Annotated in this window: 12 protein-coding genes and 2 pseudogenes; 8 read left to right on the forward strand and 6 right to left on the reverse strand. The window is 71.2% G+C overall.

Going from position 1 to position 15,324, the window contains the following annotated elements; all coding sequences use genetic code 11:
- Positions 1-16: 16 nt before the first annotated feature.
- The gene (locus H9L41_RS12445; protein WP_051319197.1) at positions 17-574 is read left to right on the forward strand and encodes a DUF1993 domain-containing protein; all 558 of its coding nucleotides are present in this window, start codon (positions 17-19) and stop codon (positions 572-574) included.
- Positions 571-1,221, forward strand: coding sequence for a glutathione S-transferase family protein (locus tag H9L41_RS12450; protein ID WP_028447015.1), 651 nt, complete (start codon positions 571-573; stop codon positions 1,219-1,221). The genes H9L41_RS12445 and H9L41_RS12450 overlap by 4 nt, the downstream gene beginning before the upstream one ends.
- A 296-nt stretch (positions 1,222-1,517) precedes the next feature.
- Here the strand turns inward: H9L41_RS12450 and H9L41_RS12455 are convergent, their stop codons facing one another.
- Both H9L41_RS12455 and H9L41_RS12460 read right to left on the reverse strand, forming a co-directional pair.
- Positions 1,518-2,594 (reverse strand): enoyl-CoA hydratase/isomerase family protein, encoded by a 1,077-nt coding sequence (locus tag H9L41_RS12455; protein ID WP_028447014.1) that lies wholly within the window; start codon positions 2,592-2,594, stop codon positions 1,518-1,520.
- 31 nt (positions 2,595-2,625) lie between these two features.
- Complete coding sequence (locus H9L41_RS12460; protein WP_308419505.1) at positions 2,626-3,435, reverse strand: enoyl-CoA hydratase; 810 nt, start codon at positions 3,433-3,435, stop codon at positions 2,626-2,628.
- A 111-nt stretch (positions 3,436-3,546) separates the two neighbouring features.
- On the opposite strand from H9L41_RS12460, the gene H9L41_RS12465 reads away from it, so the two are divergent.
- The 3 genes from H9L41_RS12465 to H9L41_RS24775 all read left to right on the forward strand — a co-directional run bounded on the left by H9L41_RS12465 (position 3,547) and on the right by H9L41_RS24775 (position 4,575).
- Positions 3,547-3,891 (forward strand): hypothetical protein, encoded by a 345-nt coding sequence (locus H9L41_RS12465; RefSeq protein ID WP_034607427.1) that lies wholly within the window; start codon positions 3,547-3,549, stop codon positions 3,889-3,891.
- 207 nt (positions 3,892-4,098) lie between these two features.
- A complete protein-coding gene (locus tag H9L41_RS24770) occupies positions 4,099-4,278 on the forward strand; it encodes a hypothetical protein (protein ID WP_265583759.1) in 180 nt (59 codons plus the stop codon).
- A gap of 90 nt (positions 4,279-4,368) precedes the next feature.
- Positions 4,369-4,575, forward strand: a complete 207-nt coding sequence (locus tag H9L41_RS24775) for a hypothetical protein (RefSeq protein ID WP_265583760.1) — start codon at positions 4,369-4,371, stop codon at positions 4,573-4,575.
- A gap of 14 nt (positions 4,576-4,589) precedes the next feature.
- On the opposite strand, the pseudogene H9L41_RS26170 reads toward H9L41_RS24775, so the two are convergent.
- The 4 genes and pseudogenes from H9L41_RS26170 to H9L41_RS12485 all read right to left on the reverse strand — a co-directional run.
- A pseudogene (locus H9L41_RS26170) lies at positions 4,590-4,964 on the reverse strand (GNAT family N-acetyltransferase); the annotation flags it as partial.
- A gap of 430 nt (positions 4,965-5,394) precedes the next feature.
- Positions 5,395-6,846: a metalloprotease TldD gene (tldD, locus tag H9L41_RS12475; RefSeq protein ID WP_028447011.1), complete on the reverse strand. Its 1,452-nt coding sequence runs from the start codon at positions 6,844-6,846 to the stop codon at positions 5,395-5,397.
- Positions 6,847-6,949: 103 nt separating this feature from the next.
- Positions 6,950-7,807, reverse strand: a complete 858-nt coding sequence (locus H9L41_RS12480; RefSeq protein WP_028447010.1) for a carbon-nitrogen hydrolase family protein — start codon at positions 7,805-7,807, stop codon at positions 6,950-6,952.
- A 55-nt stretch (positions 7,808-7,862) separates the two neighbouring features.
- On the reverse strand, positions 7,863-11,762 hold the full coding sequence (locus H9L41_RS12485) for a YhdP family protein (protein WP_028447009.1): 3,900 nt from the start codon (positions 11,760-11,762) through the stop codon (positions 7,863-7,865).
- An 834-nt stretch (positions 11,763-12,596) separates the two neighbouring features.
- Here H9L41_RS12485 and H9L41_RS24785 point away from each other — a divergent pair.
- From H9L41_RS24785 to H9L41_RS24795, 3 genes and pseudogenes are all read left to right on the forward strand, one after another.
- Positions 12,597-13,030, forward strand: a pseudogene (locus H9L41_RS24785) (TonB-dependent receptor plug domain-containing protein); the annotation flags it as partial.
- A 249-nt stretch (positions 13,031-13,279) separates the two neighbouring features.
- On the forward strand, positions 13,280-14,908 hold the full coding sequence (locus tag H9L41_RS24790; RefSeq protein WP_265584051.1) for a TonB-dependent receptor domain-containing protein: 1,629 nt from the start codon (positions 13,280-13,282) through the stop codon (positions 14,906-14,908).
- Entirely contained in the window at positions 14,878-15,282 is a 405-nt protein-coding gene (locus tag H9L41_RS24795; RefSeq protein WP_265583762.1) for a TonB-dependent receptor, read from the forward strand. Before H9L41_RS24790 ends, H9L41_RS24795 begins: the two co-directional genes overlap by 31 nt.
- The last annotated feature ends 42 nt before the right edge of the window (positions 15,283-15,324 follow it).

Below are 15,324 nucleotides of genomic sequence, written 5' to 3' on the forward strand. Positions count from 1 at the left end.
GCCCGGCTTACCGCCCATGCCCACGCTCCACGCCGCCGCCGTCCCGGTGTTCCGCCGCTATCTCGCCCGGCTCGCCGCCCTGCTCGACCAGGCCGAAACCCATGCCGCGGCGCACGGCCTGCCGCCGGCCGAACTCTGGCAGGCGCGGCTGGCCGACGACATGCTGCCCTTCCATGCCCAGGTCCGGACCACCGCCGACTTCGCGCTGCGCAGCGCCGCCGCGCTAGCCGGCATCGCCAAGCCGGACTACGGCCCGCTCGCGGCCGACGGCCCGGCGCTGCGCGCGCGCATCGCCCAGGTCGACGCCTTCCTGGCCGCCCTGCCGCCCGAGCGCTTCGTCGCCGAGGACAGCATGATCGTCAGCCAGGCCGGCGAGGCCGCGCTCACGCTGCCGGCCGCGGTCTTCCTGCTGCATTACGCGCTGCCGAACTTCGTCTTCCACCTGACCGCCGCCTACGCGATCCTGCGCCGGCACGGCGTGCCGATCGGCAAGGCCGATTTCGACGGCTTCCATGCCTACCCGGCGCCCGCCGGGAGAACCGTCGCTGATTCACTGCCCCCGGAGCGCCCATGATCGACCTCTACACCGCCGCCACGCCCAACGGCTTCAAGATCAGCATTGCGCTGGAGGAGCTCGGCCTGCCCTACCGGCTGATCGCGCTCGACCTGGCCGCGCTCGAGCAGAAGCGGCCGGAATTCCTCGCCATCAATCCCAACGGCCGCATCCCGGCCATCGTCGACCACGACAACGACGGCTTCGCGGTGTTCGAATCGGGCGCCATCCTGCTCTACCTGGCCGAACGCAGCGGCCGGCTGCTGCCGAGCGACCCCAAGCTGCGCTCGCAGGCGATCCAGTGGCTGATGTTCCAGATGGGCGGGGTGGGACCGATGATGGGCCAGGCCAACGTGTTCTACCGCTACCTGCCGGAGAAGATCCCGCTGGCGATCGCGCGCTACCAGAAGGAAGGCCGCCGCCTGTTCGAGGTGCTGGACGGCCGGCTGGCGCAGCGCGACTACCTGGCCGACGAATACAGCATCGCCGACATCGCGACCTGGCCCTGGGTGCGCGGCCACGACTGGAGCGGCATTCCGATCGACGGGCTGGATCACCTGCAGGCCTGGATGGCGCGCATGGCGGCACGGCCGGCCTGCCAGCGCGGCATCATGCTGCCGCCGTCGCGGCCGGCGCCGGAGGGCGTGCTCAATATGGTGGTGCGCTAGGGGAAGCGGAGAGAGGAACGCGCTCAGGATCGCGGGCAGCTTTATGTAGGCCGGGCTTCATGCCCGACAGCGATCTCGATCGGCGGCGCTGTCGGGCGTAAAGCCCGACCTACGAGGTCGCAGCCGGACTGAAGTCCGACCTGCACGGGCCACGGCCACCTGGGTCGATGTAGGAGCGGCTTCAGCCGCGAATGGCTGCAGTGCGCTGCCGGCCATTCGCGGCTTCAGCTGCTCGTGCATGCTTGCAAACGGCCAGCGGCCGCCCTGCCTGAAATTTCCGGTTGCGGCAGCGCTGCTCACGGCGCCGCGAAAAAGCCGTCGATCAGTTCCGGCGAGACCTCGGCCAGCGTGGCCGGCGTCCAGCGCGGCGCGCCATCCTTGTCCACCAGCAGCGCGCGCACGCCCTCGGCGAAATCGGGGTGGCGGCAGCACTGGCGCGACAGCGTCAGCTCCATCTCGAACACCTCGCGCAGCGACAGCTGGCGCGCCCGCCGCTGCGCCTCGACGATCAGCCGCATCGAGGTCGGCGAGCCGGCCGCCAGCTTCTGCGCGCCGCTGCGCAGCCAGTCGTCGCTGCCTTCGTAATGGCTGATGGCGGCGACCATCTCGTCGAGGCTGTCGTAATCGGTCAGCGACTGGATCGCGTCGAAGTGCGCGCGTACCGGCGAAGGCGCCAGTTCCGGCACCGTGGCGCGCGACAGCTCGCGCAGATGGCTCGACAGCAGGCGCTTGTCGGCCTCGCCCTCGCCGTGCCAGGCCAGGCCCGCCAGGCCCTCGAGCAGGCCGCCGCGCAAGGCGGACGGCAGCACGAAGTCGGCCAGGCCCAGGTAGCGCGCATCGGCCGCGTTGAGGCTGGCGCCGGTCAGGCCCAGGTAGATGCCGAGCCGGCCCGGCAACCGGTTGAGGAACCACGAGCCACCGACGTCCGGATACAGGCCGATGGTGATCTCGGGCATGGCGATGCGGGTGCGCTCGGTCGCCACCCGGTGGCTGGCGCCCGCCATCAGGCCGAGCCCGCCGCCCATCACGATGCCTTGGCCCCAGGCCAGGATCGGCTTGGGATAGGTATGGATCGCGTAGTCGAGCGCGTATTCCTCGGCGAAGAAGGCGTCGGTGACGGCGTAGTCGCGGTCGCGGATGGCGTGGTACAGCGTCACCACGTCGCCGCCGGCGCAGAACGCCTTCTCGCCGGCGCCGCACAGCAGCACGCAGGCGACAGCCGGGTCGTCGCGCCAGGCCGCCAGCTGCGGCGCCAACAGCCGGATCATGTCGAGCGACAGCGCGTTGAGCGACTTCTCGGCATTGAGCGTGGCGACCGCGACCTGGCGGCCGCCGGCGGCCGGGTGCAGCGCGAACAGGACGGATTGGGTCATGGCGTTCCTCGCGATGGCGCCGCGGTGCGGATCAACGGTTCTTCCAGCTCGGCGCGCGCTTCTCGAGGAAGGCGGCGACGCCCTCGCGCTGGTCTTCGGTATCGAACAGATCGACGAACTTCTCGCGTTCAAGCGGCAGCGCCGACCACATCGGCTGGCTGCGCGCCGCCTGGATCAGCTGCTTGCAGGCCGCCACCGACGACGGGCTCTGCTTGGCCACCTTCTCGGCCAGCGCCAGCGCCTTGTCGCGGGCGGTGCCGGCCGGCACCACTTCCTCGACCAGGCCGATGCGCAGCGCGGTCGGCGCATCGATGCGCTCGCCGCACAGGATCATGCGCTTGGCCCAGCCCTCGCCGATCAGCCAGGGCAGGTGCTGGGTGCCGAGGCCGCCGGGCAACAGGCCGACGCTGGCCTCGGGCAGCGCCATCACCGCGTGCTCCTCGGCGATGCGGATGTCGCAGGCCATCGCGGCCTCGAGCCCGCCGCCCATGGCGTAGCCGTTGATCGCGGCGATGCTGACGCCGCGGAAGCGCGCCAGCGTCTCGAAGGCCTGGCCGAAGTAAGTGATCATGCGGCGCGCGCGCGCCTTGTCGCCGTCGGCGAACACGTTGAGGTCGGCGCCGGCGCTGAAGAACTTGGGGCCCTGGCCGGTCAACACCAGCGCATAGATCTCGCGGTCGGCGTCGAGCGACTCGACCAGCGCCTTCAGCGCCGGCAGGCTGTCCTCGGTCCAGGTATTGGCGGGGGATTCTGGATGGTGACGAGCGCGGTATGCCCGATGCGCTCGTAGTGGAGTTGCTCGCTCACGTCGTCTCCTGGGGGATTCTTGGCCGGCCGACACTATAGCGCCAAGCCACCGGCGCGCGCAGCGATTGACGCTGGCGAGCGTTTGTCGCCACACTCGCGGGCGGCGACATTTCGTTGTCAAACTACAAATAGAGAGACCACACCCATGCGTACCCTCGTCCTTCTCGCCGCCCTGCTCAGCGCAGGCGCCCTCGCTGCCGAACCGGCCAAGCACGGCTGCACCCAGCCGCCCATGCTGAAGGAAGGCGCCAAAAAGGCCGAGGCCGATGCCTTCAACGCCAGCTACAAGGCTTATGGCGACTGCATCAACGACTTCATCGCCGCCCAGAACGCCATCATCGACGCCCAGAGCGCCATCGCCGAACAGGCCAAGGCCACGGCCAGGGCGGCCATCGCCACCGGCAAGGCGGCGATCGAAGTCGGCGGCGCCGCCAAGGCCGAGCTCGACGCTTACAACGCCCAGTTCGAAGCGCTGCACAAGAAGAAATAAGCAGTAGTAATACTACTCACCCACAGTAGCGGCGCGGCGGGCAATTGACGCATACGTCAACATATCGCCACACTCGCGGCCTCTTCACCCGAAAGGACGCACCATGGCACGCATCGCCCTCCTCGCCGCCGCCCTGCTGCTGGCCGGCACCGCCGCAGCCGCCGAACCGGCCAAGCACGGCTGCACCGCCCCGAGCATCCGGGCCGGATGGCCAGCGACAACCAGCAGAAGGTCTTCAACAAGAAGAACAAGGAATACGGCGACTGCATGAAGAAGTACATCGCCGACCAGCAGGCCGTGATCCAGGCCGCGACCGACGCCGCCAACGCCGCGATCAACGAATTCAACGAATACGCCAAGAAGATCAACGCGCTGGCCGAGGAATAAGCGCCGGCCCCGAACGGACGACGGACGGGCCGTGGCTCAGGCAAGCTGATCGCGGCCCGCCTCCGGCGCGGCGGCGTCGCCGCGCAATGCATGCGCCAGGCCCTGGCTCGCCGCCAGCGCGCCCTCCGACCAGCCGCGCAGGCCGCGTTCCGCCGCGGCGCCCAGTTCTCCACCATCTCGCAAGCGAAGCTCGCCGCATCGGGCGCCGCCGGCGCCAGCCGAGCGATGCCCTGGCCGTCGCCGACGCCGAGCTTCATGCCGAGCGCGCGCGCCAGTTCGATCAATTCCGTGTTGTAGGGCAGGAAGTACATCACCACCTCGGCCACGCCGAGGTTGCGCGCATGCAGCACGGCACGCGCCAGCATGCGGCCGGCCACGCCCTGGCGGCGGCGGTCGGCGTCGACGCTGACGCCGATCTCGGCGATGCGGCCGCCGGGCTCGACCGCCAGCTGGGTCAGGCCGATCAGGCGGCGTTCGCCGTCGACCGTGGCGTGGACGCCGTAGAAGGCGTCGCGGCCGAAATCGAGCCGCTCGAGGTAGCGCTCGATCACCGCGTCCTCGGCCGGCTGGGCGAAGCGCTGGACACGGTCGGCGGCGTCGAGCCGCAGCAGGTGGGCCCGCATGGCGGGCAGGTCGGCTCGGCTCAGCAGGCCGACGAAGGGGGGCAGATCGGTATGGGCGGACATGGCGACTCCTTGGCGAGCATCGGGCCGTGTCGTCTCCTCGCCCGGTTCTGGCCGGGCGTTTGCGCGTGCGCTTGTAGTGTCTTGATCGATGGTGCGGCGCAATAGTTGCCGAGTATCCGGATCGCGCGAGCGCTAGCAAGACTGCGGCAAACCCCGATGTTGCGGCGCCACAACCGGCTCGCCGGGCCGGTTCGAGCAAACAGGCCGCCTTGCGACCGGACATGTCGTCGGCATACCACAGTCGCCGTTCGTCGGCTGCCGGCGTTCAGGGTCGATCGAACGCCGACTTGGCAGCCATATCCGTAGGAGCGGCTTCAGCTGCGAATGGCGCCGGTCGTCATCCGCCATTCGCGGCTGAAGCCGCTCCTACAAGCTCGCCCATCCTGCGTCCCACAGGATGAATGGCCGCACCGTGCAGGCTTCGGATACCTCAGGCGGTCCCGCCCACCGTCAGCCCGCCGTCGATCCGCACCGTCGGCTGGCCGACGCCGACCGGCACGCTCTGGCCTTCCTTGCCGCAGGTGCCGACGCCCGGGTCGAGCTTCAGGTCGTTGCCGATCAGGCCGACCCGCGTCAGCACGTCGGGGCCGTTGCCGATCAGCGTGGCGCCGCGCACCGGGTACTGGATCTTGCCGTCCTCGACCCAGTAGGCCTCGCTGGCCGAGAACACGAACTTGCCGCTGGTGATGTCGACCTGGCCGCCGCCGAAGTTGACCGCGTACAGCCCGCGCTTGATCGAGGCGATGATCTCCTCGGGCTCGGCCGTGCCGCCCATCATCACGGTATTGGTCATGCGCGGCATCGGGATATGGGCATAGCTCTCGCGGCGGCCGTTGCCGGTCGGCGCCACCTTCATCAGCCGCGCGTTGAGGCTGTCCTGCAGATAGCCTTGCAGCACGCCGTCCTCGATCAGCACGGTGCGCTGGGTCGGATTGCCCTCGTCGTCGACATTGAGCGAGCCGCGCCGGTCGGGGATGGTGCCGTCGTCGACCACCGTGACCCCCTTGGCGGCCACCCGCTGGCCGACCAGGCCGGCGAAGGCCGAGCTGCCCTTGCGGTTGAAATCGCCTTCGAGGCCGTGACCGATCGCCTCGTGCAGCAGGATGCCGGGCCAGCCGCTGCCGAGCACCACCGGCATCTCGCCGGCCGGCGCCGGCCGCGCCTCGAGGTTGACCAGCGCCTGCCGCACCGCCTCGCGCGCGTACTCCTGCAGCCGCTCGACGGTGAAATACGCATAATCGAAGCGGCCGCCGCCGCCGACATGGGCCGACTCGCGCCGGCCGTTCTGCTCGACGATCACCTGCACGCCGACCCGCACCAGCGGCCGCACGTCGGCGGCGCGATGGCCGTCGTGGCGCGCCACCAGCATCACGTCGTACTCGCCGGCCAGGCTGGCCATCACCTGGATCACCCGCGGGTCGAGCGTGCGCGCATAGCGCTCGACGCCCTCGAGCAGCGCCACCTTGTCGGCCTCCGCCAGGCTGGCCAGCGGGTCGATGCCCGGATACAGGCTGTGCGCCACGGTGCTGCGCACCGCCTGCACCCGGCCCGAGCCGCCCTGGCGGCCGATCGCGCGGGTGGCCTGGGCGGCCGAGCGCAGCGCGGCCAGGCTGATGTCGTCCGAGTAGGCGAAGGCGGTCTTCTCGCCGCTGACCACCCGCACGCCGACGCCCTGGTCGATGTTGAAGCTACCCGACTTGACGATGCCCTCCTCCAGGCTCCAGCCCTCGGTGCGGCTGTACTGGAAGTAGAGGTCGGCGTAGTCGACGTCGCGGGCGAGGATGTCGGCGAACACCTGGTCGAGCGCGGCATCGTCGAGCCCGTAGGGGGCCAGCAGGTACTGGTCGGCCGCGGCGAGCGCCGAGGGAAGCGGAGCGTTCATGATGGGTCCGTAGCTGCGCCGCCCGGTCGGGGCGGTGCGGATGAGTGGGGGATGAGGGTTCGAGCGGCGCGGCCGGGCGAGGTTCAGCGGCCGCGCCCCGGCGTCAGGCCAGCACGCGGTGGTCGAGCGCCGGCAGGCTCTGCCGCAGGCGCGCCTTGTAGTCGTTGTCGATGTCGGCCACCACCACGCCCGAGCCGCGCGGCAGGCGGTCGAGCACGATGCCCCAGGGGTCGACGATCATGCTGTCGCCGTGGGTCTCGCGGCCGTTGCGGTGGAAGCCGCCCTGGGCGCTGGCCACCACGTAGGCGAGGTTCTCGATCGCGCGGGCGCGCACCAGGGTCTCCCAGTGGGCGCGGCCGGTGGTCTCGGTGAAGGCGGCCGGCACCACGATCAGGTCGACCGGCTGCATGCGCCGAAACATCTCGGGGAAGCGCAGGTCGTAGCAGATCGCCAGGCCGACCCGGCCGAACGGCGAATCGAACACCACGATGTCGCGGCCGGCCTCGATGGTGTTCTCCTCGCGGTACTTCTCGCCGTTCATCTCGAAGCCGAACAGGTGGATCTTGTCGTAGCGCGCCGCCAGCCGGCCCTGGTCGTCGAACACCAGCGTGCTGTTCTTGACCTTGGCCGGATCGTCGCACCACAGCGGCACCGAGCCGCCGATGATCCAGATGCCGAGCTTGGCGGCCAGGCGCGACAGGAAGGTCTGGATCGGGCCCTCGCCCTCGCGCTCGCGCACGGCGACCTTGTCGACGTCCTTCAGGCCCATGATGGCGAAGTATTCGGGCAGCGCGACCAGGCGGGCGCCCTGCTTGGCGGCCATCTTGATCAGCACCTCGGCCTCGGCCAGGTTGGCTGCCACCGAGGGCCCGGACGCCATCTGCACGGCGGCGATGCGCAGGCCGCCCGAAGTGGCGGCACGCACGGCGGCCTGCTGGCTGGTATGGGCGCGGGTGGACATGGCGGGACTCCTTGGAATTCGATGCGCCGCGGCAGCGGCGATCGCGTTGCGGAAACTAGCGCGGCTTGGCCTGGACCTGGGCCTGCGGCTGCGCCGGCCGGGCGCCGACGCGGGCGACCTGCGGGTCGGCCCAGCCGCCGGTGACGTCGTACTCGTAGGCGATCAGGCGGCCCAGCGGATCCTTCAGCACGCGCTGCAGCAGGAAGGCTCCCACGCCGACCACCGGATTGGCCAGCGCCACGCCGGCGCCGAGCGCCACGCCGTCGCCGACCACCGGCACGATGCGGACGCGGATCTTCTGCGTCTCGCGGCCGATGTCGGCCTCGCCGCGGAACAGCACCTGCGCCGCCGGGCCGGCCACCGTCAGGTTGTCGGTCGAGATCACGCCACGCACGATTTTACTATCGCCCTCGATACGGTCGAAGGCAAAACCCTCGCTGAAGACGTCGCGGAAATCCAACGTCATCCGCCGCGGCAGCGCCTGCAGGCTCAGCACGCCGAGCAGCCGGCCGACGCCGGGCTCGACCTTGGCGAACTGGCCGTTCTGCGCACTCACCGTCAGCGCGCCGCTCAGGCTCGGGTAGTCGGGGCTCAGCGGCGAGCCCTGCCAGCTCAGGTCGCCGCGCAGGCTGCCGCTGCCGCGCCGCACCGTCTCGGCATAGCCGAAGCGGCCGAGCAGCTTGCCGATGTCGCTCGAATCGACCTGCACCTTGAACTGCGAGCTGCCGCCCTCGCCGCCGGGCCGCCAGCTGCCGCTCATGGCGAGCTGGCCGTCGGGGTTGGCGATCGCCAGGCTGTCGATCTGCCAGCCCTCGCGCTGCGGCTGGGCCTTGAGCTCGAGCTTGCCCAGCGCGTGGTCGCGGAAGCGGAAGTCGTCAGCCACCAGGTCGACCGCCGGCAGCCTCTGCTCGCCGCCCGCCGCCGAGGTGGCGCCGGCCGATGCGGCGGCGCCCGGCGCCTCGGGCAGCGGCAGCACCAGCCGGTCGAGCCGCGCATAGAAGCGGCCACGGCCCTGCGGCGCCCAGTTGCCGCGGCCCTCGACCTGGCGGCTGCTGGCGGTGAGCTGCCAGGCGCCCTGCGGCTGCGGCACCGCGCGCAGCGCGACGTCGTCGAGCTGCTTGCCGGCGGCCAGCAGGCGGCCGGTACGCAGTTCGATGCCGTCGAGCGGGTTCGCCGGGGCGGCGGAACCGCCGGCCGCATCGGTGACGGCCCCGTCGTCGAACACCGCCAGCCAGGGATCGAGCGCCAGTTCGGGCAGCGTGGCGGTCAGCCACAGGCCGCGGTTGGCGGCATTGGGCTGGCCGGCGCCGAGGTGGATCTCGCCGCGCTCGAGCCGCCAGTCCTTGCCGGCCGCGGCGCGGCGCAGGTCGGCGCCGAGGCTGGCGGCGCCGCCGGCGCCGACCGATACCCGCCAGCGCTCGCTCGCCTCGTCCGCCTCCAGCGCCAGCTGCAGCGGCCGCACTTCGCCCGCCGGCTTGCCCAGCGGCGCCGGCAGGTCGATGCGCACCTCGCGCAGCGGCGCCTCGACCGCCAGCTTCCAGCCCTTGGCCGGGACGTCGACGCGGGCGCGGTAGTCGGTCTGGCCGGTGACGCGCTCGGCCAGCGGCAGGCCGTAGCGCCGCATGGCCAGACCGGCGTCGGCGCGGCCGCTGGCGTCGATGCGCAGCGCGTGGTCGGCGCCGGTGGCGATGTCGACGTGCAGCGGGCCGCCGAGCATCTGGCCGGCGATGCCGCTGGCGTCGGCGCCGCGTTCGGTGAAATGCAGTTCGCCGCGCAGCGCCTCCAGGTCGGGCATCGCCTCGCCGATGCGCAACCGGTTGGCGGCGAAGCGGTAGCGGCCGTCGACGCGGGTCGCCTCGGCGTCCTCGAACGGGATGTCGAGCCGCAGCGCCAGCTTGCCGTCGCCGGCGGCGTGCGCGTCGCGGCCCAGCCCGCCGAGCGTGGCGTCGAGCGGGCTGTGGGCGATGAAGCGGAAGAATTCGGCGCTGGGGCCGGCGACGGCGCCGTCGATGCGGATCTCGCGGCTGTGGGCCAGGTCCTCGATCAGCGCCTCGGCGCGCTCGATGCGGGTGCCGAGCACCTGGCCGGTGCCGCCGATCTCGAGCCGGTTGCCGCGGATGCGGACCTCGCCGTCGAGCCGTTCGACCGCCGGCCAGCCGTCGGCATAGGCCAGCGTCACGCCGCGCGCGCGGGTGTCGACCCGCCAGCTGCCCTGGCGGCCGTCGGCGAACGGGAAGGCCGCCAGCGGGCCGTCGAGCACGAAGCGCGCGTCGCGCGCCTCGCCGGCGACCAGGCTGCGGCGCAGCCAGGCGCGGGTGTCCTGGCCCAGCACCACCGGCAGGTAGTCGGCCACCTTGGCGGCGGTCAGCCGCGCCACCTCGGCGCGCAGCGACAGCGTGCCGAGGCCCTCGCCCGGCCAGTCCCATTTCGCCTGGGCGCCGGCCTGCAGGTCGGCGTTGCGGACGAAGAAGTCGCGCAGGCTCACGCTCCAGCCGGCGCCGGCACGGCGCCAGTCGGCGGCCAGCCGCAGCTGGTCGAAACCGAGCGGCGCCTCGAACAGCTCGGCCGCCGCCAGTTGCACGCGCTGGCCGCGCAGCGCGACCCGGCCGCCCTGGCCGTCGAAATCGAGCGTACCGTCGAGCGGCCCGACGCCGGGCCAGGGCGCATGCGCGGCCAGCCCCAGGCCGGTGAAGGCGGCGCGGCCGCTCGGTGCGGCCGGATCGCGCCAGTCGCCCTGCCAGCGCAGCGAGGCGCGGTCGATGCGGCCGGCCGGCACCAGGCCCTGCAAGATGGACCGCCAGCGCGGCGGCAGGGGCAGGGCCGGCGGCAGGCCGGCCAGTGCCGGCAAGGTCAGGCCGGCCAGTTCGAGTTCGCCGCCGCCGCGCTGGTGCAGGCTCACGCTGGCCTGGCCGCCGTCGAGCAGCTTGCCGCCCTCGGCGCTCAGGCGCAGGCCGTTCAGCGTCAGCTCGCGCTCGCCGTCGCGGTCGGACCAGCGGCCCTGGCCGCTCAGCGTGTCGACGTCGAGCCAGGCCAGCTCGGGCGCCAGCCGCAGGCTGGCCTGGCGCAGGTCGAAGCGGCTGTCGACCGCGGACGGGCGCAGGCCGTCGAAGGCCAGCTCGAAGGACAGCCTGCCGCGGCCGCGCCGCACCTCGACCGGGTAAGGCAGCCAGCGGCCCCAGGCGGCCAGGTCGACCTCGGCCAATTGCGCTTCGAGCGTGCCGCGCCAGCCGTCGAAGCGCGCCAGGTCGTCGCCGCGCCAGCCGGCCTCGAGCACGAAGGGCGCCGCCAGCGCCGCCGGCGGCGTGGCCGCCAGCCGCAGCGTGTGGTAGCCGAACAGGTGGTTTTCCAGCTTCAGGTCGACCCGGTCGAGCACCAGCGGCGGCGCGCCGCGCAGGTCGTCGCGCCAACTCAGCCGGCCGCCGACGATGGCGATGTCGTGCTGGCGCAGGATCCAGTCGCCGAACGAGCCCTGGCCGCCGCCCTGGTTGAGCGGCAGGCCGGCCAGCCGGATCACCCCGGCCGGATCGCGGGTCAGTTCGAGGTCGGGGTCGAGCGCGGTCAGCGCGTCGAAGCGCAGCTCGCCCAGCAGCAGCGGCCACCAGGACAGCGTGGCCTCGGCGCGCGCCAGCGTCAGCGCCGGCCGGCCGTCGTCGCCGTAGAGGCTGAGCCCGCCCATCGACAGGTAGGGCCGGGTGCCGCGCCAGCCGCCCTCGATCCGCTCCAGGCCGACCGGCCGGCCGGCGCGCTCGCTGAGCTCGGCCACCAGCCGCGGCCGGTAGGCCTCGAGATGCGGGAACAGCCACCACTGCAGCCAGGCCGCGCCGCCGGCCCACAGCAGCATCGCCAGCGCCGCCAGCCAGACCAGCGCGCGGCCATGCCAGTGCAGGATGCGCAGGCAGCGGCGGCGCAGCCAGACCAGGCGGACACGCAGCGAATGGGAATGGGCAGGCGACATCGGGGTGACGGCGAAAGTCCGCGCGCGGCGGACGGCGAGGCGTGAAAGGGCGAGCATTCTAGCCGCCCGCGTCGGCGAGCGTCTCGGCGACCTCGGTTCGGGGCGCATTTGCGACGCTCGGGTGGCTGGGACCGGTGAGGCGTACGGTGGTTCTTGCCTTGGACGGGTGCCTGGGTGGTGCCTGGCAGGTGGGAACGCATGCCGGTCGAAGATGCAGGAGCCACCGCAGGAAGGACGCCATGACCGACAGCAATTGCTCGACCGGCGCTCCCTCACCCTGCCCTCTCCCGAAGGGAGAGGGTGGGCCGCGTCTATTTATCGCGCGAGGTGGGGTTCATCCGCCTCACGCCTCACGCCTCACACCTCACACCTCACACCTCACACCTCGCACCTCGCACCTCGCACCTCGCACCTCGCACCTCGCACCTCGCACCTCGCACCTCGCACCTCGCACCTCGCACCTCGCACCTCGCACCTCGCACCTCGCACCTCGCACCTCGCACCTCGCACCTCGCACCTCACACCTCACACCTCACACCTCACACCTCACACCTCACACCTCACACCTCACACCTCACACCTCACACCTCACACCTCACACCTCACACCTCACACCTCACACCTCACACCTCACACCTCACACCCATCATTTATTCCATTTAATGATTTAGAACATTGTTTTTATAATTTGTAAGCATTTGTTGCATTGCAATATCGTGCCTCCCGACCCTGATCCAAGCCGGTGCTCAGCGGCCCTTACCCGAGGCCGCAAGGCCGGCATCACAACCGGCCGGCCGACCACGAATCGCGCCCGGCCTCTACCGGGAGACCCAAATGAACCGCACGCATCGCCACCCCCACCACGCGCTGGCCCTCGCCATCGCCGCGCTCGCCCTGCCCGCCTATGCCGCCGAATCCGCCCCGCCCGGCGGCGAACAACTGGTGGTCACCGGCTCGCGCATCGCCCGCGCCAGCCAGGAAGGGCCGACCAGCGTCACCGTCATCACCGGCGCCGACCTCGAAAAGCAGGGCTACAAGAACGTGTTCGACGCGCTCGAAGGCCAGACCCAGAACACCGGCTTCGTCCAGGGCGCCGACTTCGGCAACACCTTCACCCCGGCCGCCAACGCGCTGAGCCTGCGCGGCCTCGGCCCAACCACACGCTCACTCTGGTCAACGGCCGCCGCGTGGCCGACTACCCGATCGCCTACGAGGGCTCGATCAACTTCGTCGACCTGGCCAACATCCCGTCGACGCTGATCGACCGCATCGAGATCCTCAACGGCGGCGCCTCGGCCATCTACGGCTCGGACGCGATCGCCGGGGTGGTCAACGTGATCCTTAAAAAGCGCGTCGACGGCGTCGACCTCAACTTCAGGCTCGGCACCACCGAGCGCGGTGGCGGCGACAACGCGCGGCTGCAGATCAGCGGCGGCCTCAACGGCGAACGACTCAGCGCGGTGTTCGGCGCCGAGTTCAGCCAGCGCGACCCGATCTGGGCCAAGGACCGCGACTTCATGGCCGACGCCACCCGCGACGGCGCGGCGCCGACCGCCGTGCTGTCGCGCCGCAACGTCGACAGCAACCGCTACGTCGACCTCAGCGCCGCCTGCGACCGGCTGGCCGGCACCTTCGACGGCAGCCTGCGGCGCTACAGCACCAGCCGCGGCGCCTATTGCGCCAGCGGCCAGTCCAGCTCCAGCTACTGGACCACCCAGACCGGCAACAGGAGCCAGAACCTGTACGGCGGCCTCGACTACGCGCTCGACGCCGCCACCACGCTGTTCGCCGAGTTGACGCTCGGCTTCAACCAGACCCGCAACAACACCCGCGGCCCGAGCTGGACCTCGGACGCGGCCGGCAACGGCTACTTCTTCAACCGCAACACCGGCGTCAACGAGGTCTGGACCAAGCGCTTCGCGCCCGAAGAGATCGGCGGCGCGGCGAGTTTCAACCGCAAATGGTCGGACCGCGCCGCCAACCTCGCCGCCGGCGTGCGCGGCGCAGCGGCCGGCTGGGACTACGAAGCCGCCTACAGCGCCTCGGTCTACACCAGCCGCAATACTGTGCGGCGCCTGCTGGCCGGCATCGATTCCTATTATCTCGGCCCGCGGCTCGGCACCGACGCCGACGGCGTGGCGATCTACGCGCCCGACCCTGCCCGCTTCATCCGGCCGTTCACCGCCGCCGAATTCGACCAGCTGACCGGCACCAGCGAGAGCGACGACAAGGCCTGGACCCAGACCGCCGGCCTCAGCGGCAGCCGCGAGCTGGCACAGTTGCCGGCCGGCCCGCTGCAGCTCGCCGGCGTGCTCGAATGGGGCAGCCAGGGCTTCCACAACCGACCCGACGACCAGCTCGGCCGGGGCGTGTTCTACAACGTCCGGCCGGCGCAGGACGTCAGCGGCACCCGTTCGCGCTACGCCGTCGGTGCCGAGTTCGGCATCCCGCTGCTCGCGCAGCTCGACGCCACGCTGGCCGCGCGCTACGACCACTACCGCTTCGCCGGCCGCGACGACGGCAAGCCGACCTATACCGCCGGGCTCGAATACCGGCCGAGCAAGGCACTGCTGCTGCGCAGCAACTACGCCACCAGCTTCCGCGCGCCGGACATGAACTACATCTATGCGGCGCAGACGCGCGGCTACTACGCATCGTCGACCGACTACTACCGCTGCAAGCAGTCGGGCCAGCCGCTATCGGACTGCGAATTCGCCGACGTCTCGCCGGGCTTCAACTACGTGCAGAACGGCAGCAAGGAGCTGCGGCCGGAGAACGGCAAGTCATTCGGCTACGGCCTGGTGTTCTCGCCGAGCAACCGCTTCGACATCTCGCTCGACTACTGGAACATCCAGATCGACGACCTGGTGACCAACCTGAGCGCCGACACGCTGCTGCGCGACGAGGCCGACTGCCGCACCGGCGTGAAGGACATCGGCTCGTCGCTGTGCGTCGACACGCTGCGGCGGGTGCGGCGCAATCCGGACGACGCGGTGCTCAACCCGGGCACGGTGCGCGAGATCGTGGTCAACCCGATCAACGCCTCGCACGAGCGCACCAGCGGCATCGACCTCGGCGGCAAGCTGCGCTGGGCCTACGAGGGATCGGCGGCTTCGTGCTGCGGATCAACTACACCAAGGTGCTGAGCCACCACTACCGCCAGTTCGCCGGCGACGCCGACAGCGACTACCTCGGCACGCTGGACAGCACCGACTGGCGCAGCAAGCTGATCGGCAGTCTCGACTGGACGCGCGGCGACTGGAACGCCACGGTGCACGCCACACGCTACGGCAGCATCCCGAACGGCGAGCAGAGCGGCCGGCTGTCGCCCTCGACCCTGACCAACGTCAACATCGGCTACCGCATCGGCAAATCGGCCAACGTCGCGCTGACCGTCAACAACGTCGCCGACAAGGTCTATCAGGACAAGACCGGTGGCTGGCCGTTCTACCCGGTCGGCAGCTATAGCCCGCACGGGCGGCGGGTCTGGCTGGAGTTCGGGTATCGGTTCGGTGCCTAGCAGCGCGCTCGCCCGCCGCGGCATGTTCCGCGCCGCGGCGGT

The sequence above is a fragment of the Chitinimonas koreensis genome (genome assembly GCF_014353015.1).
In the GTDB taxonomy this organism is placed as follows: domain Bacteria; phylum Pseudomonadota; class Gammaproteobacteria; order Burkholderiales; family Chitinimonadaceae; genus Chitinimonas; species Chitinimonas koreensis.

What these genes read in the sequence shown, in the direction of transcription:
- H9L41_RS12445 (WP_051319197.1), top strand. Translation starts at nt 17, where the DNA reads ATGCCCACGCTCCACGCCGCCGCCGTCCCGGTGTTCCGCCGCTATCTC.
- H9L41_RS12450 (WP_028447015.1), top strand. Translation starts at nt 571, where the DNA reads ATGATCGACCTCTACACCGCCGCCACGCCCAACGGCTTCAAGATCAGC.
- H9L41_RS12455 (WP_028447014.1), bottom strand. Translation starts at nt 2,594, where the DNA reads ATGACCCAATCCGTCCTGTTCGCGCTGCACCCGGCCGCCGGCGGCCGC.
- H9L41_RS12465 (WP_034607427.1), top strand. Translation starts at nt 3,547, where the DNA reads ATGCGTACCCTCGTCCTTCTCGCCGCCCTGCTCAGCGCAGGCGCCCTC.
- H9L41_RS24770 (WP_265583759.1), top strand. Translation starts at nt 4,099, where the DNA reads ATGGCCAGCGACAACCAGCAGAAGGTCTTCAACAAGAAGAACAAGGAA.
- H9L41_RS24775 (WP_265583760.1), top strand. Translation starts at nt 4,369, where the DNA reads ATGCGCCAGGCCCTGGCTCGCCGCCAGCGCGCCCTCCGACCAGCCGCG.
- tldD (WP_028447011.1), bottom strand. Translation starts at nt 6,846, where the DNA reads ATGAACGCTCCGCTTCCCTCGGCGCTCGCCGCGGCCGACCAGTACCTG.
- H9L41_RS12480 (WP_028447010.1), bottom strand. Translation starts at nt 7,807, where the DNA reads ATGTCCACCCGCGCCCATACCAGCCAGCAGGCCGCCGTGCGTGCCGCC.
- H9L41_RS12485 (WP_028447009.1), bottom strand. Translation starts at nt 11,762, where the DNA reads ATGTCGCCTGCCCATTCCCATTCGCTGCGTGTCCGCCTGGTCTGGCTG.
- H9L41_RS24790 (WP_265584051.1), top strand. Translation starts at nt 13,280, where the DNA reads ATGGCCGACGCCACCCGCGACGGCGCGGCGCCGACCGCCGTGCTGTCG.